Raw genomic sequence first — 20,819 nt, forward strand, 5'->3', positions numbered from 1 at the left:
TACCTTGCCTGTCGTCGGATCGATAGGCAGGGGAGGGCCGGGCATGGACGTGACGATCATAACAGGAGCATCGGATGGTATCGGCGCTGAAACCGCACGGCAGATTGCCCGGCGTGACCGTGCCAATGCTGCTCTGGTGCTTGCTGCGCGCAATGTTGAAAAGCTGGAAAATCTGGCCACAGAGTTGCGGCAACTGGGCAGTTCGGTTCTCGTGGTACCAACCGATGTGAAAGATCGTACAGCCTGTATCGATCTTATCAGTAAAACCGTTTCCGCTTTCGGTCGTATCGACACTTTGATCGTGAATGCAGGCATGTCGGCCCACGCCAATTTTGCTGAGATCAAACCAGATGATCTCAACTGGATGCATGATCTGATGGAGTTGAATTACTGGGGTAGCGTCTGGCCCATTCATGCAGCACTTCCGTATCTTGCCGCTAGCAAGGGACGGATCGTGGCTGTGTCTTCTGTTGCCGGATTGATCGGTGTGCCGGGGCGCACTGCCTATAGCGGAACGAAGTTCGCTCTTTCGGGTTTCTGCGAGGCGCTTCGCGCGGAACTGGAACCAAGCGGCATATCCATTACCATCGTCTATCCGGGCGTTGTCAAAACCGACATTCGCAAGGTGGGTTACAGCGCAAGCGGCGGCGTGCTGGGAACAAGTGGTGTGCGCGAAGATGACATGATGCCCGTCGAGGAAGCTGTGCGGCTGATGCTGGAAGGCGTGCAGGCTCGCAAGCGTGAAGTGTTGATGACCCGCCAGATGCGATTTGGGCGCTGGTTGAAACTGATTGCCCCCGCAATGGTGGATCGCATGGCCCTCAAGGCTATCAAACCGGAGTTCAGACCGAAACCGATTAAGCCAGCTGGGTAAAGAACGCTTCGTTCATTCTACGCTTTGCGGCCAACTATCTATTGACGAGTTTTTAACTTCGACTACTATATATAGTGTTCTAGGTTCTTTCGATTCGTTGGGTCGAAAGCTAAGACGGGAATCCGGTGCGTTTCATCCATGATGGATGCGGCAATGCCGGAGCTGCCCCCGCAACTGTAAGCGGAGAGTTCTGTCCATCACGTCACTGGCTTTGGCTGGGAAGGCGGACAGAATGTTGATCCGAGAGCCAGGAGACCTGCCTTGAACGAGTACGTCCACGGGCGGGGTGTCCGGTTGGCGCGCAATCTTGTGTGGCAAATCGTTGCCTTACGGGTTGCTGCCCCGAACTTCCCGCTCATAGCTTCGGGGTGAAGTCCATGTCCAGTTTATTCAGTTTCGGTTCCGATCCTCCCTTCGAGGCATAGTTTGTGTGGTCAGGCTGCTTGTTCGTGCGGCTGGCCGATCCCGTATCTCATGTCTTTCGACGCGCATTTTGCGATGCGCGAACGGCTCTTTGCGTCTCCTATCGAGAGTATTCCAGTTTAAACCGGACCGTTGGAAATGCTCTATCTCTTTGTTTTTACGCATGTCTTAACCCCAAAACCGGTTCCCACTTTTGGGAGACATGCTCCAGTGAGGAAAAAATGAACGTCACCGTTTACAGCAAACCCGCCTGTGTCCAGTGCACGGCCACCACGCGCGCCCTCGACCGCCAGGGTATCGAATATGAAGTCATCGATATCTCTGCCGATGCCGATGCTTTCCATCTCGTTCAAGACATGGGTTATCGCCAGGTGCCGGTGGTTGTGGCAGGTGAATCCCATTGGGCGGGCTTCCGGCCCGATATGATCAGCGCTCTCGCCTGAGGGCTATGGTCACATGAGCCTGATCGTCTATTTCTCCAGCCGGTCGGAAAATACACACCGGTTTGTCGAGCGGCTTGGAATGCGGTCGAACCGTATCCCGATGGACGGTTCAGGCGGATTGCAGGTGCGCGAGCCATTCGTGATCGTGACGCCCACATATGGTGGCGGCGGCTCCAAGGGCGCTGTCCCCAAGCCTGTGATCCGCTTTCTCAACGATGAGAGCAACCGCTCTTTCATCCGCGGCGTGATTGCCGCGGGAAACAGCAATTTCGGCGAGGCTTTCTGTATCGCCGGCAACATTATCTCCGCCAAATGTCAGGTTCCCTATCTCTACCGCTTCGAGCTTCTGGGAACCGATAAGGACATTGGCAATGTCAAAAACGGGATGGAACGATTTTGGACACGGCAGACACGACCTTGATCCGAGAGCGCGAGGCACAGCCAGTGGCGCAGGATGCGCCTCAAGCTGTAACTTCCAACAGCAGTAAACCGTCAAAATCTTTGGATGGGCTGGATTATCACGCGCTCAACGCGATGCTGAACCTTTACGATGACGAGGGAAAAATCCAGCTTGACCGTGACCGGCAGGCTGCGCGCCAATATTTCCTCCAGCACGTGAACCAGAACACGGTCTTTTTCCATAACTTGCGGGAAAAGATCGATTATCTGGTGACCGAAGGCTATTACGAGCAAGAGGTACTGGATCAGTATTCCTTCAATTTCGTGCGCGATCTTTTCGACGAAGCCTATGCGAAGAAATTCCGGTTTCCGACCTTTCTCGGCGCGTTCAAATATTACACCAGCTATACGCTGAAAACCTTCGATGGAAAGCGCTATCTGGAGCGCTATGAAGACCGTGTCTGCATGGTAGCGCTGACGCTGGCGCGCGGCAATGAACAGCTGGCACGCAATCTGATGAAGGAGATCATTGCAGGCCGCTACCAGCCTGCGACGCCGACTTTCCTCAATGCAGGCAAGAAGCAGCGCGGCGAGCTCGTTTCCTGTTTTCTGCTGCGGGTTGAAGACAATATGGAGTCCATCGGGCGCTCGATCAATTCGGCGTTGCAATTGTCGAAGCGGGGCGGCGGGGTGGCCTTGAGCCTTACCAATATTCGCGAGGCGGGCGCACCTATCAAGCAGATTCAGAACCAATCATCCGGTATCATTCCGGTGATGAAGCTTCTTGAGGATTCCTTTTCCTACGCCAATCAGCTGGGTGCGCGACAAGGAGCGGGTGCTGTTTACTTGCACGCCCATCACCCGGATATCATGCGCTTTCTGGATACGAAGCGCGAAAACGCCGACGAGAAAATCCGCATTAAAACCTTGTCGCTTGGTGTGGTCATTCCAGACATTACCTTCGAACTCGCAAAGAATAACGAGGATATGTACCTCTTCTCGCCCTATGATGTGGAGCGGGTTTACGGCGTGCCACTGACCGAGATTTCAGTTACCGAAAAATATCGGGAAATGGTCGACGATGCGCGTATTGCCAAGAAGAAGATCAATGCACGCGAGTTCTTTCAGGTGCTGGCGGAAATCCAGTTCGAGTCCGGTTATCCCTATATCATGTTCGAGGACACGGTGAACCGCGCCAATCCGATTGACGGGCGCATCACCATGAGCAATCTCTGTTCGGAAATCCTCCAGGTGAGTGAGGCGAGCATCTTCGGCGAAGACCTTTCCTATGATCATCTCGGCAAGGATATTTCGTGCAATCTGGGTTCGCTCAACATTGCATCGGCAATGGACTCCTCCGATTTCGGCAAGACCATCGAAACCTCCATCCGCGCTCTGACAGCAGTTTCCGATATGAGCCAAATCGGTTCCGTGCCGTCGGTCGCCCGAGGTAATGATGAAAGCCATGCCATCGGTCTCGGCCAGATGAATCTGCATGGTTATCTCGCCCGCGAGCGGATTTATTACGGCTCGGAGGAGGGCGTCGATTTCACGAATATCTATTTCTATACGGTTACCTATCACGCGATCCGCGCATCGAACCTGATTGCAGTGGAAACGGGCAAGTCCTTTAAAGGTTTCGAGAAATCCAAATACGCAACAGGTGAATATTTCGACAAATATACCGAGCAGCTTTGGGAACCGGCGACGGAAAAGGTTCGAGAAATTTTCGAAAAGGCTGGCACTGCGATTCCGACGCAGGATGACTGGCGCGATCTGAAAAATGCGGTGATGGAGGGCGGGCTTTATAACCAGAACCTTCAGGCCGTGCCGCCGACAGGCTCGATTTCCTACATCAATCATTCGACGTCCTCGATTCATCCGATCGTGTCGAAGATTGAGATCCGCAAGGAGGGCAAGATCGGTCGCGTCTACTATCCGGCAGCGTTCATGACCAATGACAATCTCGATTACTATCAGGACGCCTATGAGATCGGGCCGGAAAAGATCATCGACACTTACGCGGCAGCAACACAGCACGTCGATCAGGGCCTATCTTTGACATTGTTCTTCCGCGATACCGCAACGACACGCGATATCAACCGCGCACAGATCTACGCGTGGAAGAAGGGCATCAAGACCATCTACTACATTCGCCTGCGCCAGATGGCGCTCTCCGGCACGGAAGTGCAGGGTTGCGTTTCCTGCGCCCTCTGACCACTGGTGATGACCAATGAATATTCAAGTGAAAACCAAGAACCCGAAACCCGCCGCAGTGCGTGCGATCAACTGGAACCGGATCGAAGATGAGAAAGACCTTGAGGTCTGGAACCGTCTGACCGGCAATTTCTGGCTGCCGGAAAAGGTGCCGCTTTCGAACGATATTCAGTCGTGGGAAACGCTGAAACCGCAGGAAAAGCAACTGACGATCCGCGTTTTCACCGGGCTGACACTTCTCGATACGATCCAGAACGCAGTCGGTGCCGTGAAGCTGATGGATGATGCAGCGACGCCGCATGAAGAAGCGGTGCTGTCCAACATCTCCTTCATGGAAGCGGTTCATGCACGATCCTATTCGTCGATATTCTCGACTTTGTGCCTGACGCCGGATGTTGACGATGCCTATCGTTGGTCCGAGGAAAACGAATTCCTGCAGCGCAAGTCCGTTCTGATCCTGGACCAGTATCGCGCGGATGATCCGCTGAAAAGGAAAATCGCCAGCGTTTTCCTGGAGAGCTTTCTGTTCTATTCCGGCTTCTATCTGCCCATGTACTGGTCGAGCCGGGCAAAGCTGACCAATACAGCCGATCTTATCCGGCTCATCATCCGTGATGAGGCTGTGCATGGCTATTACATCGGTTACAAATTCCAGCGCGGACTGGAACGCTTGAACGAAGAGCAAAAGCAGGCAATCAAGGATTTTGCCTTCGAGCTTCTGCTGGAACTTTACGACAATGAGGTTCGCTACACGGAAGCGCTCTATGATGGCGTTGGCCTGACTGAAGACGTCAAGAAATTCCTGCATTACAACGCCAACAAGGCTCTCATGAACCTCGGCTATGAGGCACTCTTCCCGGCTGAAGCGTGCAAGGTCAACCCGGCGATCCTGTCCGCTCTTTCGCCGAATGCAGACGAAAACCACGACTTTTTCTCCGGTTCCGGCTCTTCTTACGTCATCGGCAAGGCGGTCGCGACTGAGGATGAAGACTGGAGTTTCTGATGGCATCTCGGCGCCGCGTAACACCGGTGCCGAAGTTTTCTGTTCTGGAGATGACGTTGACGTTGCGGTCTTGTTTTGCGACACATGAATGATGCAGACCGCTATCACAATCGATCAGGACTATCTCGTAACACGGCTCAAGGCGCTTCTCGCCATACCGAGCCCGACCGGGTTTACCGACGAAGCCGTGCGTTATGTTGCGCGTGAGCTGGAGCATCTGGGGCTTGAGGTTATGCTGACGCGCCGGGGGGCTATTCGCGCGCGCAGGGTGGGCCTGACGGAGAGACCGGCGCGCGGTATCGTATCGCATGTCGATACACTCGGCGCACAGGTAAAATATCTGAAGGAAAACGGACGACTGGAACTGGTTTCCATCGGTAACTGGTCAGCGCGTTTCGCCGAAGGTGCCCGCGTTTCCATCTTTTCGTCCAAAGGAATTTATCGCGGTTCGATCCTGCCGTTGAAAGCTTCCGGCCATACATTCAATGACGAAGTCGATACGCAGCCGGTCGGCTGGCCTTATGTCGAACTCCGCGTCGATGCGCTCGCCAGAAATCGTGATGATCTGCTGCAGCTCGGTATCGATGTCGGTGACATAGTTGCTGTCGATCCCGCGCCCGAATTCATCGATAATGGCTTTATCGTCTCGCGTCACCTTGATGACAAGGCAGGCGTTGCAATCATGCTTGCGGCCCTCGAAGCGATGCAGAGAGCCAATGTGGAAACGCCGGTCGACAGCTATTGGCTGTTCACCATCGGCGAGGAAGTTGGAGTGGGGGCCTCTGCGGTCGTTGTGCCGGATATTGCCTCGCTGGTCGCCATCGATAATGGCACGACTGCGCCGGGCCAGAATTCATCCGAGTTCGGTGTCACGCTTGCCATGGCGGACCAGACCGGACCGTTCGATTACCATCTGACGAAGAAACTTTACGAGCTTTGCGGAGAGCATGACATTCAGGTCCAGAAGGATGTGTTCCGTTATTATCGTTCTGATGCCGCGTCTGCGGTTGAGGCCGGGCATGATGTGCGCACGGCTTTGCTGACCTTCGGTGTCGATGCCTCGCATGGTTATGAGCGCATTCATCTAAGCGCTCTGACTTCCATTGCAAAACTTGCAGTTCATTATGCAATGAGCGAAGTCGAGATCAAACGCGATGCCGAGGAAACCGCCAAGGGCCTCAAGGGTTTCACGCATCAGAAATCGACCAAGGCAGAGCAGGATTTGAGACCCGAGGATACGCCTGCGGAATAGGCTCTGAACTTTCTGAAATCGCGAGCGGGCTCAGGCCCGCTTTTTTTGTCTCGCAAAAATTAATTATGATAATTCATTGATGATATTTGATTTATGCCTATAAATTAGAGTCTGACGGATTTGACAAATGAAGGGGAACCCCATGAGAAGGTTATTCCGTGCCGTCCTGACTACTATGGCGCTTTCGGTCGCCGGGGCGGGCACAGTTGCGCTGGCCCAAACGCCGCCCAATGTGCTGATTGTCGGGCAGATTGCAGAGCCGCAATCGCTCGATCCGCATACAGTCACGGCCACCAATGATTTCCGCATCCTCGTCAATATTTATGACGGCCTTGTGCGCTACAAGGACGGAACGCTGGAAGTAGAACCGGCACTGGCGGAAAGCTGGACGATTTCGGACGACGGCAAGACCTATACGTTCAAGCTGCGTCAAGGCGTGAGGTTCCATGACGGTTCGGATTTCAATGCCGAAGCGGTCAAGTTCAACTTCGACAGAATGCTAAAGGAAGACCATCCCTTCTATAACACCGGCCCATTTCCGCTTTCGTTCAATTTCTCGTCCATCGATGCAGTCAATGTGCTCGATGAACACACTGTCGAGTTCAAGCTGAAGGAGCCTTTCGCTCCATTTCTTTCCAATCTGGCCTATCCGACCGGCCTGATCGTGTCGCCGGAAGCGGTCAAGAAATACGGTAAGGAATTTGGCCGTCATCCATCCGGAACCGGTCCGTTCAAGTTCGCGGAATGGCAATCCGGCCAGCGTGTGGTGGTGGAGCGTAATCCCGACTATTGGGACACAGCGCCAGCATTGGAAGCAGTTGTGTTCCGCCCGATCACGGATGCCAATACACGCGTCGCGGAGATGATGGCAGGCGGGCTGGATGTCATGGTGGAAGTGCCGCCAGATAATCTTGCCACCTTCAAACAGGACGCGAATTTCGCGGTTGCCGAACAGGCGGGCCCCCATGTCTGGTTTACCATCCTGAACGCGAAGAGCGGTCCATTCGCGGATAAGAAAGTGCGTCAGGCGGCGAATTATGCGGTTAACAAGCAAGGCCTCGTAGATAATGTGTTGCAGGGTTCCGCAACTGTTGCTGCGGGGCCGATCCCACCTGCCTTCAACTGGGTCGAGAACAAAACCGAACCCTATCCCTATGATCCTGAAAAGGCCAAGGCGCTCCTTGCCGAAGCTGGTGCAAGCAATCCCGAAGTCACGTTCTATGTGACCGAAGGCGGTTCTGGCATGCTTGATCCAATCACGATGGGTGCCGCAATCCAGGCCGATCTTCAGGCTGTGGGCTTCAAGGTCAAGATTGAAACCTATGAGTGGAACACGTTCCTTGGCAGGGTAAATCCGGGACTGGATGGCAAGGCCGATATGGCCGAGATGGCATGGATGACCAATGATCCGGACACGGTGCCTTATCTGACGCTTCGCAGCGACGCACTGCCGGACAAGGGCGGTTTCAATTCCGGTTACTATTCCAACCCCAAAGTGGATGAGCTTCTGGAAAAGGCGCGGTCATCGACCGATCAAACCGAGCGCGGCAAGCTTTATGGCGAAGTGCAGAGCATTGTCCATGACGATGCACCATGGCTGTTCGTGGCGAACTGGAAGCAAAATGCAGCCACGACCGCTGCCATCAAGGGGTTCAAGTTGCAGCCGTCCTTCCTGCTGCATTTGAAAGACGTAACCAAGGAATAAGCAGGGAGGGCATTCATGCCAGCCTATATCCTCAAGCGACTTTTGGCCGTTGTTCCTGTGTTGCTCGGGCTCTCGATCATCGTTTTTCTCGTCATGGCGATGATCCCCGGTGATACGGCGACTGCGTTGCTCGGATCATACGCAACACCGGAAAATGTCGAGCGGATCAATCGCGATCTCGGTCTCGACAAGCCGTTGCTGCAACAATACTTCATCTGGATGGACAATCTCCTGCATGGGGATTTCGGGCGTTCCTTCGTGCTCAATCGTCCGGTGCTGGATGAGGTTATGGAGCGCTTTCAGGCGACACTCGTGCTTGCAGGCGTAGCACTGGTACTGTGTTCAGTCTTCGGCCTGCTCGCGGGTATCGTTTCGGCAGTGCGCCAGTTCGGCTGGGCAGACAGGGCGATTACTTTCATCGTGCTTGCCGGAATTTCCATTCCCTCATTCTGGTTGGGGTTGCTTCTGATCTATCTCTTCGCGGTCCATTGGCGCATTCTGCCAGCGTCCGGCATGTATGCTGTTTATGGCGGCGGTGACCTGAAGGATCTGCTCTGGCATCTGATCCTGCCTGCCACGACGCTGGCCGTGGTAGCGGCAGGCGTGATCGCACGTCTGACCCGCGGCGCGATGCTGGAAGTGCTTCGTCAGGACTATATCCGGACAGCTCGGGCCAAAGGTCTCAACGAACGTCGCGTGATATACGGTCATGCGTTTCGCGCCGCACTTGTCAGCGTCATTCCTGTGATCGGTATTCAGGCGGGATTTGTGCTGGGCGGCGCCGTCTACATTGAAACCGTGTTCCAGTGGCCCGGTATTGGCGCCATGCTGGTGAAAGCCATTTCCACCCGCGATATCTTGCTGGTGCAGGGTGGCGTACTTGTGGTTGCCGCGAGTTATGTCCTCTTCAATCTACTCGCTGATGTCATCCAGACCATGCTCGATCCAAGGATACGCTCATGAGCGCGCTTCCAGAAATTTCTGCCGCGCCAACGGCGGTCCGCATGTCATCATGGCGGCTCCTGATGAGCAATCGACTGGCAGCTTTCGGTTTTTTTATGCTGGTCCTGATCTGCCTCGTCATTCTGCTGGCCCCGGTTCTCCCGCTTCCCAATCCTGACGCGACTTCTCCCGCAATGCGATTAAAACCCGTGTTCAGCGAAGGACATCTTCTTGGAACGGATCAACTCGGGCGCGATATATTGAGTCGTGTCATATGGGGCACGCGGGTGTCTGTCGCGGTAGGATTTGCAGCGACGCTGATCGCAGCGATTGTTGGCTCGGCGATCGGTCTCGTGGCCGGCTATGCGGGCGGACGAACCGACAATTTGATGATGCGCGGCATCGATATGCTGATGGCATTTCCTTATATCCTGCTGGCGCTGGCTATCGTGGCAGTGCTTGGGCCGGGCCTGATGAATGCGCTCTACGCGATTGCGGTGGTCAATATTCCATTCTTCGCGCGTAATGTTCGCGGGGTTACGCTTGGTCTCGCGCATCGTGAGTTTATTGATGCTGCCCGGCTCTCCGGGAAAAGTCCGGTTTCGATCCTGTTAAGCGAAGTGCTGCCCAATGTGCTGCCGGTTATCGTCATTACCATGTCGACCACGGCGGGCTGGATGATCCTCGAAACGGCAGGCCTGAGCTTCCTTGGTCTTGGCGCGCAGCCGCCGCAGGCCGATCTCGGCTCCATGCTCGGCGAGGGCCGCGCGCAACTGTTCAATGCCCCGCATGTCTCCATCGTGCCGGGATTGATGATCTTCCTGCTGGTCATCAGTCTCAACGTATTGGGAGATGGGGTGCGCGATGTTCTCGATCCGCGATTGCGGTCAGGTGCGCTGGGGCGGCCAGGTGCTGTAACCGATATTGCCAAGGACCGGTCATCGCCCATGATCAAGGATAGCGAAAAAGCTCTTTCTATTGCCAGTCTCGAAACGGGCTTCGTCAATGGTGGGCATTTCACCGCCGCTGTCCGCAGCGTTTCACTGGAACTTGAACGCGGCGAATGTCTCGGCCTGATCGGGGAGAGCGGATCGGGCAAAAGCGTGACCGCCCTGTCAGTAATGGGCCTCGTGGCGTCCCCGCCCGGACTTATCCGCAACGGCGCGATCTATCTGGGCGACCGGGACGTTCTTTCAATGTCTGAAACCGAGTTGACGGCGGCACGGGGCGCAAGAGTTGCTTATGTGTTTCAGGACCCACTGACAACGTTGCATCCTATGTATCCGGTCGGTCGGCAGGTCGAGGAAGCAATTGCAGCGCATCGGCGGATCGGAGCCAGTGAGCGGCGGGAACAGGCGATCGTGCTTCTTGACAAGGTTGGCATTCCAGATGCAGCGGAACGGGCCAATCACTATCCGCACCAGCTTTCAGGTGGCCAGCGTCAGCGTGTCGGCATTGCCATGGCTCTGGCCAATGATCCCGATATCATCATTGCGGACGAGCCGACCACGGCGCTCGATGTCACGGTGCAGGCGCGCATTCTCGAACTGCTGCGCGATCTCCAGCGCGAGCGTGGCATGGCTCTGCTGTTTATCACCCATGACTTTGGAGTGGTTTCGGAGATTTGTGACCGCGTGGCAGTGATGAAAGACGGCGAGATTGTCGAGACGGGCACGACATCGGAAGTTCTTTCCAATCCGCAGCACAGCTATACGAAACGCTTGATAGCCTGCGTTCCCGAACTTGGGCAGGGTGCCGACTTTCTGGAACGTGTGGCTGGTCTCTTCAAGCGCGAAAACGGGAGGGTGGCAGGATGAGCGGAAATGCGATCAGCGTTCGCGATCTCACCAAAACCTTCGGTGGCGGACGAACACTTCTGGGTAAAGAGCGTCACAAGGTCGAGGCGGTTAAAAATGTTTCGTTCGATCTTGGAAGCGGTGAGACACTGGCGATTGTCGGTGAAAGCGGATCGGGCAAAAGCACGCTCGCCAGAATGCTCGTCGGGCTGACAGAGCCGACGGGCGGTACGATGACGATTGCTGGACGCGACGCGCATGAACTGCGAAATTCCGGTGCACAGGCATTTGGCAAGGTCATACAATATGTATTTCAGGACCCTGTCGCATCGCTCAATCCCAGAAAGACGATCCGGCAGATACTGGAAACACCACTCAGGCTTCTGGGCGGGCTGGATTCAGCTCAGTGCCAGCAGCGCATGATCCAGTTGCTGGATGCCGTTCAGATGCCCAAGGATACGCTGGAACGATATCCGCACGAATTCTCCGGCGGGCAGGCGCAACGTATCGCCATTGCGCGCACGCTGGCCGCTGAAGCGGAAATCGTCGTACTCGACGAACCGGTTAGCGCGCTGGATGTTTCTGTTCAGGCGCAGGTTCTTCTGCTTCTGGATCAACTGAAGAAAGAGTTTGGTCTCTCTTATCTCTTCATCAGTCATGATCTTGCCGTGGTGGAAGCCATCTCTGACAGGGTTGCAGTTATGTATTTCGGGGAAATCGTTGAGGAAGCAACTGCAAGCGCTCTTTTTGCCAGACCTGAACATGCCTATACACGACAACTCGTGGAAAGCGCGCCGCGCATCAGGAGAGAGTAGCAAGATATGGTCAGAATGGGCCGGAATTCCGATCACGAACCGCAATCGCGCGCGAGGGCGGCAAAGGTCCGTCGGCGACCGGAAGAGATTGCTGACCGTATTAAGGATGTTATCCGTTCCGATGCATTGAGGCCGGGAGATCGACTGCCACAGGAAAAGGAACTGATTGACCAGTTCAAGGCTGCCAAGGGCACTGTGCGCGAAGCGATGAAGGCGCTGGAGACGCAGGGTCTGATTTTTACGCGCAGCGGTCCCGGCGGCGGGGCTTTTGTGGCCGAACCTTCCGCCCAGCACGCAATGGAAATGCTCGGAAGCTATTTCTTTTTCGATCAGCCGAGTCTTGCCGAAGTTTACGCTATCCGTAAGCATCTCGAACCGGAGGTTGCTGCTCTGTTGTCCGGCAGATTGACCGGTGACGACATTGCTCGGCTGGAAAATGCGATGCGGGTCTATGATCGCCCGCCGGTCGATCTTGATGATCAATATCGCCAGCGGATTGCGGAACTGGATTTCCATTCCTTGCTGGCACAGCTTTGTCCGGACCGTCTGTTGGGCTTCATCTGTGGATTGACCCACAATCTGTTGCGAAGCCTGCCAATAGCGCGCGCGATCTATGCTGATCCGACACCGGCTTCGCGCGAAGAAGGACTTATCTTCCAGCACCGATTGCTTGCAGCGCTTGTCGAAAATCGCAGCGAGGATGCGCGCCGTATAACGTTTGAGCATATGGTTTCCGCTGAAAACTATATGCTTTCCAAGGCGAACTCAGTCGGGAAAGCCACATAGCGGAAACGAAAAAGTTGGGAACAATCCCGGCGCTCCCGCATTTGCAATTATGCAGGCCGCCGCCTTAACAGATGCGACGGCCTCATTTGTTTATGAATGACAATGGAGGTTTCGACCCTTTTTATGTGTGGTATTTGCGGAGAAGTCAGGTTTGACGGTGGTTCGCCGTCAGTTTCGGCAGTCTCGAAAATGGCGGATGTACTCAGTCCTCGCGGGCCCGATGCATCCGGGATTGTGATCCGGGGCAATATCGGCTTCGGGCATCGAAGATTGAGAATCCTTGATCTTTCTGAAAAATCGCAGCAACCGATGATCGACGCCGACCTCGGTTTGACGCTTGTGTTCAATGGCTGCATCTATAATTTCCGCGAATTGCGCACAGAGCTGGAACAGAAGGGCTACAAGTTCTTCTCCGACGGTGACACAGAAGTCATTCTCAAGGCATGGCATGCATGGGGCGAAAGCTGTGTAACGCGTTTTCTTGGCATGTTTGCTTTCGCCATTCACGAACGTGATACCGGCAGGGTTATCCTCGCGCGTGATCGGTTCGGCATCAAGCCGCTCTATATTGCCGAGGCGGAGGGTGCCTTGCGGTTCGCCTCTTCCTTGCCTGCTCTGGTTAAGGCAGGCGGCATCGATACCTCGATAGACCGCGCGGCCTTGCACAATTACATGAGCTTTCATGCCGTCGTGCCGCCACCGCGCACGATCTATAACGGTGTTCGAAAGCTCCCCCCGGCGACGATCCGTGTCTATGAACCGAATGGGCGTTTCGCTGACCGCATCTATTGGCAGGCGCCTTATCGTCGTCTGCCCGGCGACGGCGCGTTGAGCCGTGAGGAATGGCAGGAGCAATTGCTCGCTATGCTGCGTGTCGCTGTCAAGCGCCGGATGATTTCCGACGTGCCGGTCGGCGTGCTTTTGTCCGGCGGGGTGGATTCCAGCCTGATCGTCGGTCTGCTTGCTGAGGCAGGTCAATCGGGCCTGATGAGTTTTTCTGTCGGCTTTGAAGAAGCCAACGGGGAGAAAGGCGACGAATTTGTCTATTCCGATCTGATCGCCGAGCATTTTGGCACCGAACATCATAAGATCTTTGTGCCCTCGGCAGACCTCATGGAAGCCTTGCCGGGAACGATCGCGGCAATGTCCGAACCAATGGTGTCCTATGATAATGTCGGCTTCTACCTCCTTTCCAAGGAGGTTTCGAAGCATATCAAGGTTGTCCAGTCGGGACAGGGGGCAGATGAAGTTTTCGGCGGCTATCACTGGTATCCACCGCTAGTCGATTCCAACGATGTCGTCAGCGACTATGCCAAAGGGTTCCGTGACCGCTCGCATGACGTTCTCGCCACGCAGCTATCGCCGGAATGGATGCCGGAACGTGATTACAGTCAGGACCTTCTGGAAGAACATCTGCTGCAGGATGGAGCGGATACGCCTGTCGACCGTGCGCTGCGGCTCGATACGAATGTGATGCTCGTGGACGATCCGGTCAAGCGCGTGGACAACATGACGATGGCCTGGGGGCTTGAAGCGCGGGTGCCATTTCTGGATCATGAACTGGTCGAGCTTGCCGCCCGCATTCCGCCGGAGGAAAAACTACGTGACGGCGGCAAGGGTATCCTCAAGGATGTGGCAAGGAAGGTCGTTCCAAGCGAAGTGATTGATCGCAAGAAGGGATATTTCCCGGTTCCACAGCTCAAATATATCGATGGCCCTTATCTCGATATGTTGCGAGACGCCCTCTCTTCACAAAAGGCGAGGGAGCGCGGACTTTTCCAACGCGATTATCTTGAACGCCTGTTTGCAAAACCGTCCGAACACATAACGCCGTTGCGCGGTTCTGAGCTTTGGCAGGCTGGCCTCCTTGAAATGTGGCTGCAAACGCAGGAGGCATGAAATGCGGAAAACCGGTGAGGTGGATATGACCCGGCAGAAAGCGAAAGGTCGCAAAGCCTTTTCGCACCGTCTTACGCGCTTGCGTACACCTGAAAGCGCAGGCTTTTATCAGGAACATGCGCACGGCCATGACAAGGCGGGAAGCGAAGATCGCAAGCAGGATGTGGTTGTCGATTGCGGCTGGGGTCGACTACTCTTCGCGCAGACCTTCGAGACCAATGAAGCCATAGTGGAAGCATTGCGGGGGGAAGCGCCAGCGAGCCGCGACATCGTCTTTTACGTCAGCGATCCTCATGTGTTGCTGTCACTCGCACCACATGAGATATTTCTCGATCCGTCGCATACATACCGGATTGAACTTGCGACCTATCGACCGGGCGGGCGACGGATACGTGGCATCACCATACGTCGCGCAGTCTCCGAAGTGGACGCGGAAGGCATCAACGCTGTTTACGCGGCCTGTGGGATGGTTCAACTACGTCCCGACTTTTTCTCATCGGAACGAGACAATCGTGCTGTTACCTATTTTGTGGCTCAGGACGATGCTACCGGCGAAATTGTTGGCACCGTAACTGGCATCGACCATCAGCGCCTTTTCGATGATCCTGATCGCAGTGCTTCGCTTTGGTGTCTTGCAGTTCATCCTCAAGCGCGGCAGCCGGGTATTGGTGAAAAACTGGTGCGAAAACTTGCCGAGCATTTTCAGGCTCGCGGCTTGAGCCATATCGATCTCTCGGTTCTGCACGATAATGAGAATGCCATAAGGCTCTATGAAAAGCTGAAGTTTCGTCGCGTTCCGCTCTTCGCGATAAAGCGCAAGAACGCAATCAACGAGAAATTTTTCGCCTCGCATCTGGAAACCTTCGATGCGCTCAATCCCTATGCTCGCATAATCGTGGATGAAGCGGTGCGTCGTGGTATTCAGGTTGAAATAACCGATGCTGAAGGCGGCTTTTTCCGCCTCTCCTATGGCGGGCGTTCCGTCCATTGCCGTGAGAGCTTGTCTGAAATGACATCGAGTGTAGCGATGTCAATCTGCGACGACAAGGCCGTGACGCGGCGCGTCGTCGAGAAGGCTGGTCTGACAGTGCCGGAGCAGATTGTGGCCGAAGCGGACGATGATGCGCTGGAAGCTTTTCTAAAACGTCACGGCAAGCTGGTGGTGAAACCAGCCCGGGGCGAACAGGGAAGAGGAATTTCTGTCGGCATATCGACCATGAAAGACCTGCGAACGGCAATCAAACAGGCGCGAACCGTGTGCGACCGCGTGCTGCTGGAGGCGTGTTTTGAAGGTGAGGACCTTCGGCTGGTGGTTATCGACTACCAGCTCGTTGCCGCTGCGGTTCGTCGCCCGCCACGCGTTGTCGGTGACGGCAAGGCAACCATCCGCAAGCTTATCGAGATACAATCGCGCAGACGCGCTGCGGCGACTGGCGGAGAAAGCCGCATACCGGTCGATACGGAAACGAAAAGGTGTCTTGAGGAACAAGGCCTGTCGCTCGATTCCGTTCTGGAAGATCATCGTGAAATCACGGTGCGCAAGGCGGCCAATCTACATACAGGCGGTACGATCCACGACGTGACAGCGACTGTTCATAGAAACCTTGTCGATGCTGCCTGTAAGGCTGCGCGTGCAATCGGCATTCCCGTTGTCGGGATCGATTTCATGGTCAAGCAGCCCGAAAAGCCAGACTATATTTTCATCGAAGCCAATGAGCGTCCCGGCCTTGCCAACCACGAACCGCAACCGACTGCAGGCAAGTTTGTCGATTTGCTTTTTCCGGGCTCAAGATAATGTTAGTTTAGAGATGTCTAAACTATGGAATGTTCGCCGGAAAGTCTCTCCGGCGAACTTGAAACTATGCAACCCGCAAACAATATGCTGTATTTTAGCTATTGAGGAAATTTTAAGCAGAAACTGTACTCAGCAAATCAATTCTCGATTGTAACGGAAAAATTCATTTTTCATTTGGTTTCTGCCTCTATCCCTTTACGACAGGGGGCTCGGGCGGAAAAGGTTGATCGAACCGCATTCACGCCTGAGCGGAAAAGGGCTGAAAATGGATACGCGGGGGCAAAGCAGCGAGAATGTGCCGCTGGCAGTCGATCTGGACGGAACTCTGGTTTCGACCGATCTGCTGTGGGAGGGTATTTTTCTTCTTTTGAAGAGGAACATCCTGTTCGTCTTCATGCTGCCGGTGTGGCTGTTCTCAGGCAAGGCATATCTCAAGCGACAGGTGGCTGAGCGCGTAACGCTCGATGCATCGCGACTTCCCTACCGAACCGAGTTTCTGGAATTTCTGCGTAGCGAACATGGGTCGGGGCGGACTTTGGTGCTGGCAACAGCTGCCGCTGAACCGATGGCTAGGGCTGTTGCGTCTGAGCTTGGGATTTTCAGTGCTGTCTATTCAACATCCGGTACGACCAATCTTTCGGCACAGCGCAAGGCTGATCTGCTTGTCGAGCACTATGGACGACAGGGATTCGACTATGCCGGAAATGATCGTGATGACCTGCCTGTTTTCGATGCAGCCCGACAGGCGATCGTTGTCGCACCTGATCGTGCAGCGGCACATTTCCAGAAGCAAACTGGTTGTGAACTTTTCAGTGCCGAAAAACCAACTATTCGAACCTATGCTCGTATGCTCCGCGTTCATCAGTGGCTAAAGAATCTGCTCGTCTTTGTCCCGGCCATTCTGGCGCATGACATAATGAAGCCAGACGTGTTGATTGCGACTTGCCTGGCATTCGTGGCCTTTTCTGCGGCATCGTCTGCGATCTATATCGTCAATGATATTGTCGATCTTCCGGTGGATCGAAGACATGTGCGAAAAAATCAGCGACCTTTTGCACACGGAAAGATATCCATTCCCTTTGGCCTAAGCGTTGCGGCCCTGTTGTTGCTTCTGACGGCTTTCGTCTGCCTTTTCCTTCCGCCCGCCTTTACGCTTGCAATCGTCACCTATCTGTTTTTCACGACCGCCTATACCTTCGCCTTGAAACGCATGTTGTTGGGAGACGTGATTTGCCTCGCGGGACTTTACAGCCTGCGGCTATTGGGAGGGTCGGCGGCTTCCTATATCCCGCCATCGTTCTGGCTGATGGCCTTTGCCATGTTCTTCTTTCTGTCGCTGGCGCTGGTGAAGCGTTATGTCGAACTGCAGGGCGCTACCGTGACAGAAAAGGACCGGATTTTGGGGCGAGGTTACCGTCCGGAAGATCGCGATATTGTCGGACAGTGTGGGGTCGCAGCCGCGTTTACCGCAGCGCTGGTTTTGGCACTCTATATCAATAGCGATGCCGTCAAGACGCTCTACACCTATCCCTGGCTGATATGGCCGCTCGGTCCGATCGTACTCTATATCAACGTGCGTGTGTGGATATTGGCGCATCGCGGCGACATGGATGACGACCCGGTCCTCTTCATTGCGAGGGATTGGCGCAGTCAGGTCGTCATCGCGCTTGGCGCGGTGCTGCTTCTTGTGGCTGGTATGCGCTGATGGAACAATCCTTCGACAGTTTCGGACGTATTAACCGGCGAAGCCGGCAATACCTTCCGCTGGAGAGACTGGAGACTGATTTCACGCCAGCCTTGCCCGGCGATGCGAGCCTTTTGCCATTCGGAAATGGTCGCTCCTACGGCGATAGCTGCCATAATGATATGGGCTTTCTCGTGCCCATGCAGGCGCGGAGAAAGATACTACACTTCGATCCAGATACGGGATTGCTGACGGCTGAGAGCGGCGTGTTTTTGAGTGAAATCGTCACCCATGTTACTCCGCATGGCTATTTCCTCCCTGTCACGCCGGGCACGCAGTTTGTGACGCTCGGCGGCGCCATTGCCAATGACGTGCATGGTAAAAACCATCACCGGCAGGGTACTTTCGGGTGTCATGTTGAAAGGCTGGAACTGCTTCGCTCGGACAGCGTCTACTACAGATGTTCCGATACGGAGCACATTGATCTGTTTCGGGCAACCATCGGTGGAATGGGACTAACCGGATTAATTCTTCGCGCAACGATCCGGCTCAAGCGGGTCGGCGGTCTCGATGTCGAGGAAAAGGTTCTGCCCTTCGCCAACCTTGATGCTTATTTTGATATGGCCGGGGTGGCCGATCATGAAAATGAATATGCTGTTGCCTGGGTCGATCAGCTCTCCGATGGCCGGGGCTTGCTGATGGTCGGTAATCATGTTGCCGCGCCGAATGGCTCTATTTCGATCGCTGGGCGGTTTGGCGTGCCGGTTGAATTGCCATTCTCGCTGTTGAACAAGACAAGCCTGTCGCTTTTCAATGCGGCCTATTTCCAGCGCAAGAGGTGGCTGAAAACAGCGCGTAGAGTGCCGTATCAAAGCTTCTTTTATCCACTCGACGGAGTGAGAAACTGGAACAGGCTTTACGGCCCGGCAGGGCTCTACCAGCATCAAAGTGTAATTCCGTTCGAAGCAGCCCGAAAGATCGTTCCAGCGATGCTTGAGGCAAGTCGCAATGCAGGACAGGTCTCCTTTCTGACGGTACTCAAGCGTTTCGGTTCGATGAAGTCTCCCGGTCTCATGTCATTTCCGATGCCGGGATATACGCTGACGATGGATTTCCCCAATCGTGGCCACACAACGCTGGAATTGCTGAACCGTCTGGACCAGATGACTGTTGAGGCCGGTGGCCGGGTCAATCCGTATAAGGACCAAAGGATGAGCGCAGAGGTTTTTGCTGCAAGCTATCCGCGCTGGCGCGATTTCGAGGCCTTTCGCGACAAGGCTTTCAATTCCAATTTCTGGCGCCGGACCGCATTGATGCTCGGCGCTGCAGGTTAGGAAACGTGATGAAATATATTCCCTTCATCCTGTTCACAGTCATGACCAATGCTGCCGCGCAGTTGATGTTGAAATATGGCATGCTGACGCTCGGGCCGATCAGCTTTTCAGCCGAAACATTGATCCAGCGCATATTCCAGATTGTCTTCAATCCCTGGATTTTTGCCGGTTTGCTCACCTTCGTGATCTCGATGGCGTCGCATCTTTACGTGCTGTCGAAAGTGGATCTTTCGTTTGCCTATCCGTTCCTCAGTCTCGCCTATGTCGCGGTCGCTCTGTTCGCCTGGCTTTTGTTCAAGGAGGAACTTGGCGCCTACAAGATTGCGGGAATTGCGTTCATCTGCATCGGGACAGTGCTGATCGCACAAAGCGGCAAGCCGTCCGAACCGCAGGCGGAGACGCATGTGAACCAGCAGACACATAGTTGAACGGGGGCAGTACGATGAGACATGTAATCTTCGGTGGCGACGGTTTTGTCGGGCGCTATCTTGCTCCAAAGCTACTTGCCGATGGTCACGAGGTCCTTGTCGCGGATATCGTGAAAAGCGATCTGCCACACTATACTGATGCCGCTTTCATCGCGACTGATGTGACCGATCCGGAAGCAATCCGCAGGCTTGGTATCCGCGCAGACGACATGGTCTATAACCTGTCCGCCAAAATGCTTTCACCAATTCAGGTCCGGGCAAAGCGGCACGACTTCTTCTTTCCCGTCAATTATTACGGGACGGCGAACATCATCAAGGCGATGGATGTGGCTGGTGCCAACAAGCTCGTCCATTTCACCACCGATATGGTGTACGGGCACACCTATGTCTGGCCGCAGAAAGAAGACCATCCGTGCAAGCCGCTCGGTGAGTACGGCCTGTCAAAACTGAAAACCGAAGAACTCGCCATTGAATGGCGCGTGCGGGGCATGAATATCTCCCTGTTTCGTCCTCGTCTTATCATTGGACCGGGCCGTCTCGGCATTCTGGAAAAGCTGTTCAAGCTGATTGATTACAATTTGCCGGTGCCGATGATCGGCTCGGGCAGGAACCCTTACCAGTTCATTTCGGTGTTCGACTGTGCGGAGGCGGCACGTGCCGCTTTCAAGGCTGGTGTTCCAAACGAGGCCTATAATCTCGGCTCGCTCAATCCGCCTCCCGTCCGCAAACTGCTTGGTGATCTGATCAGCCATGCAGGTTCGAAATCTATTTTGTTGCCAACACCCGCCTGGGCGGTGAAACGCACGCTGGATCTGCTGGACTGGATGAACATGCCGATCATGGACCCGGAGCAATATCTGATTGCCGACGAAATGTGTGTTCTCGATGTCTCGAAGGGCGAGCGCGAGCTTGGCTGGATACCGCAATATCGTGATGAGGATATGCTGATCGCGGCTTACAGCGAATATCGCAAGAAAATCGGCGCGGCATCATCGGATGTGCGGGCTTCCGAAACGGCATAGAG

17 protein-coding genes and 1 riboswitch are annotated in these 20,819 nt (G+C 54.8%); all 17 genes read left to right on the forward strand.

What is annotated here, in order from left to right:
• Positions 1–43: 43 nt before the first annotated feature.
• The 17 genes from AC1RHM_RS09395 (at position 44) to AC1RHM_RS09475 (ending at position 20,817) form a co-directional block, all read left to right on the forward strand.
• A complete protein-coding gene (locus AC1RHM_RS09395; protein ID WP_151895810.1) occupies positions 44–874 on the forward strand; it encodes an SDR family oxidoreductase in 831 nt (276 codons plus the stop codon).
• A gap of 64 nt (positions 875–938) precedes the next feature.
• Positions 939–1,152: riboswitch (cobalamin riboswitch) on the forward strand.
• 366 nt (positions 1,153–1,518) lie between these two features.
• Complete coding sequence (gene nrdH, locus AC1RHM_RS09400; protein WP_010660916.1) at positions 1,519–1,740, forward strand: glutaredoxin-like protein NrdH; 222 nt, start codon at positions 1,519–1,521, stop codon at positions 1,738–1,740.
• A 13-nt stretch (positions 1,741–1,753) separates the two neighbouring features.
• Positions 1,754–2,161 (forward strand): class Ib ribonucleoside-diphosphate reductase assembly flavoprotein NrdI, encoded by a 408-nt coding sequence (gene nrdI / locus AC1RHM_RS09405; RefSeq protein WP_151895811.1) that lies wholly within the window; start codon positions 1,754–1,756, stop codon positions 2,159–2,161.
• Entirely contained in the window at positions 2,137–4,356 is a 2,220-nt protein-coding gene (nrdE, locus tag AC1RHM_RS09410) for a class 1b ribonucleoside-diphosphate reductase subunit alpha (protein ID WP_080641663.1), read from the forward strand. The genes nrdI and nrdE overlap by 25 nt, the downstream gene beginning before the upstream one ends.
• Before the next feature lie 16 nt (positions 4,357–4,372).
• A complete protein-coding gene (nrdF, locus tag AC1RHM_RS09415) occupies positions 4,373–5,359 on the forward strand; it encodes a class 1b ribonucleoside-diphosphate reductase subunit beta (RefSeq protein ID WP_011982691.1) in 987 nt (328 codons plus the stop codon).
• A 91-nt stretch (positions 5,360–5,450) separates the two neighbouring features.
• Positions 5,451–6,611, forward strand: coding sequence for an osmoprotectant NAGGN system M42 family peptidase (locus tag AC1RHM_RS09420; RefSeq protein ID WP_029928050.1), 1,161 nt, complete (start codon positions 5,451–5,453; stop codon positions 6,609–6,611).
• 142 nt (positions 6,612–6,753) lie between these two features.
• A complete protein-coding gene (locus AC1RHM_RS09425) occupies positions 6,754–8,316 on the forward strand; it encodes an ABC transporter substrate-binding protein (protein WP_151895812.1) in 1,563 nt (520 codons plus the stop codon).
• A 15-nt stretch (positions 8,317–8,331) separates the two neighbouring features.
• The gene (locus AC1RHM_RS09430) at positions 8,332–9,279 is read left to right on the forward strand and encodes an ABC transporter permease (protein WP_151895813.1); all 948 of its coding nucleotides are present in this window, start codon (positions 8,332–8,334) and stop codon (positions 9,277–9,279) included.
• Positions 9,276–11,075 carry a dipeptide/oligopeptide/nickel ABC transporter permease/ATP-binding protein gene (locus AC1RHM_RS09435; RefSeq protein WP_151895814.1) on the forward strand — a complete coding sequence of 600 codons (1,800 nt, stop codon included), beginning with the start codon at positions 9,276–9,278 and terminating at the stop codon, positions 11,073–11,075. The genes AC1RHM_RS09430 and AC1RHM_RS09435 overlap by 4 nt, the downstream gene beginning before the upstream one ends.
• Positions 11,072–11,869 carry an ATP-binding cassette domain-containing protein gene (locus AC1RHM_RS09440; RefSeq protein ID WP_010660924.1) on the forward strand — a complete coding sequence of 266 codons (798 nt, stop codon included), beginning with the start codon at positions 11,072–11,074 and terminating at the stop codon, positions 11,867–11,869. Before AC1RHM_RS09435 ends, AC1RHM_RS09440 begins: the two co-directional genes overlap by 4 nt.
• Positions 11,870–11,875: 6 nt before the next feature.
• Entirely contained in the window at positions 11,876–12,655 is a 780-nt protein-coding gene (locus tag AC1RHM_RS09445; protein ID WP_151895815.1) for a FadR/GntR family transcriptional regulator, read from the forward strand.
• A 123-nt stretch (positions 12,656–12,778) separates the two neighbouring features.
• Positions 12,779–14,554 (forward strand): N-acetylglutaminylglutamine amidotransferase, encoded by a 1,776-nt coding sequence (locus AC1RHM_RS09450; RefSeq protein ID WP_151895816.1) that lies wholly within the window; start codon positions 12,779–12,781, stop codon positions 14,552–14,554.
• A 1-nt stretch (position 14,555) separates the two neighbouring features.
• A complete protein-coding gene (gene ngg, locus AC1RHM_RS09455; RefSeq protein WP_151895817.1) occupies positions 14,556–16,349 on the forward strand; it encodes an N-acetylglutaminylglutamine synthetase in 1,794 nt (597 codons plus the stop codon).
• A 265-nt stretch (positions 16,350–16,614) separates the two neighbouring features.
• Positions 16,615–18,054, forward strand: coding sequence for a UbiA family prenyltransferase (locus tag AC1RHM_RS09460; RefSeq protein WP_151895882.1), 1,440 nt, complete (start codon positions 16,615–16,617; stop codon positions 18,052–18,054).
• Positions 18,054–19,367: an FAD-binding oxidoreductase gene (locus AC1RHM_RS09465; protein ID WP_151895818.1), complete on the forward strand. Its 1,314-nt coding sequence runs from the start codon at positions 18,054–18,056 to the stop codon at positions 19,365–19,367. Before AC1RHM_RS09460 ends, AC1RHM_RS09465 begins: the two co-directional genes overlap by 1 nt.
• Before the next feature lie 8 nt (positions 19,368–19,375).
• Positions 19,376–19,795 carry an EamA family transporter gene (locus tag AC1RHM_RS09470; protein WP_010660930.1) on the forward strand — a complete coding sequence of 140 codons (420 nt, stop codon included), beginning with the start codon at positions 19,376–19,378 and terminating at the stop codon, positions 19,793–19,795.
• Between the two features lie 14 nt (positions 19,796–19,809).
• On the forward strand, positions 19,810–20,817 hold the full coding sequence (locus tag AC1RHM_RS09475; RefSeq protein WP_036577902.1) for an NAD-dependent epimerase/dehydratase family protein: 1,008 nt from the start codon (positions 19,810–19,812) through the stop codon (positions 20,815–20,817).
• The last annotated feature ends 2 nt before the right edge of the window (positions 20,818–20,819 follow it).

This window comes from Brucella sp. GW823-FHT04E01 (assembly GCF_058796175.1).

Excerpts from the sequence above, each read along its gene's own strand:
- AC1RHM_RS09395 (WP_151895810.1), top strand. The coding sequence starts at position 44 with ATGGACGTGACGATCATAACAGGAGCATCGGATGGTATCGGCGCTGAA.
- nrdH (WP_010660916.1), top strand. The coding sequence starts at position 1,519 with ATGAACGTCACCGTTTACAGCAAACCCGCCTGTGTCCAGTGCACGGCC.
- nrdI (WP_151895811.1), top strand. The coding sequence starts at position 1,754 with ATGAGCCTGATCGTCTATTTCTCCAGCCGGTCGGAAAATACACACCGG.
- nrdF (WP_011982691.1), top strand. The coding sequence starts at position 4,373 with ATGAATATTCAAGTGAAAACCAAGAACCCGAAACCCGCCGCAGTGCGT.
- AC1RHM_RS09420 (WP_029928050.1), top strand. The coding sequence starts at position 5,451 with ATGCAGACCGCTATCACAATCGATCAGGACTATCTCGTAACACGGCTC.
- AC1RHM_RS09425 (WP_151895812.1), top strand. The coding sequence starts at position 6,754 with ATGAGAAGGTTATTCCGTGCCGTCCTGACTACTATGGCGCTTTCGGTC.
- AC1RHM_RS09430 (WP_151895813.1), top strand. The coding sequence starts at position 8,332 with ATGCCAGCCTATATCCTCAAGCGACTTTTGGCCGTTGTTCCTGTGTTG.
- AC1RHM_RS09435 (WP_151895814.1), top strand. The coding sequence starts at position 9,276 with ATGAGCGCGCTTCCAGAAATTTCTGCCGCGCCAACGGCGGTCCGCATG.
- AC1RHM_RS09440 (WP_010660924.1), top strand. The coding sequence starts at position 11,072 with ATGAGCGGAAATGCGATCAGCGTTCGCGATCTCACCAAAACCTTCGGT.
- AC1RHM_RS09445 (WP_151895815.1), top strand. The coding sequence starts at position 11,876 with ATGGTCAGAATGGGCCGGAATTCCGATCACGAACCGCAATCGCGCGCG.
- AC1RHM_RS09450 (WP_151895816.1), top strand. The coding sequence starts at position 12,779 with ATGTGTGGTATTTGCGGAGAAGTCAGGTTTGACGGTGGTTCGCCGTCA.
- ngg (WP_151895817.1), top strand. The coding sequence starts at position 14,556 with ATGCGGAAAACCGGTGAGGTGGATATGACCCGGCAGAAAGCGAAAGGT.
- AC1RHM_RS09460 (WP_151895882.1), top strand. The coding sequence starts at position 16,615 with ATGGATACGCGGGGGCAAAGCAGCGAGAATGTGCCGCTGGCAGTCGAT.
- AC1RHM_RS09465 (WP_151895818.1), top strand. The coding sequence starts at position 18,054 with ATGGAACAATCCTTCGACAGTTTCGGACGTATTAACCGGCGAAGCCGG.
- AC1RHM_RS09470 (WP_010660930.1), top strand. The coding sequence starts at position 19,376 with ATGAAATATATTCCCTTCATCCTGTTCACAGTCATGACCAATGCTGCC.
- AC1RHM_RS09475 (WP_036577902.1), top strand. The coding sequence starts at position 19,810 with ATGAGACATGTAATCTTCGGTGGCGACGGTTTTGTCGGGCGCTATCTT.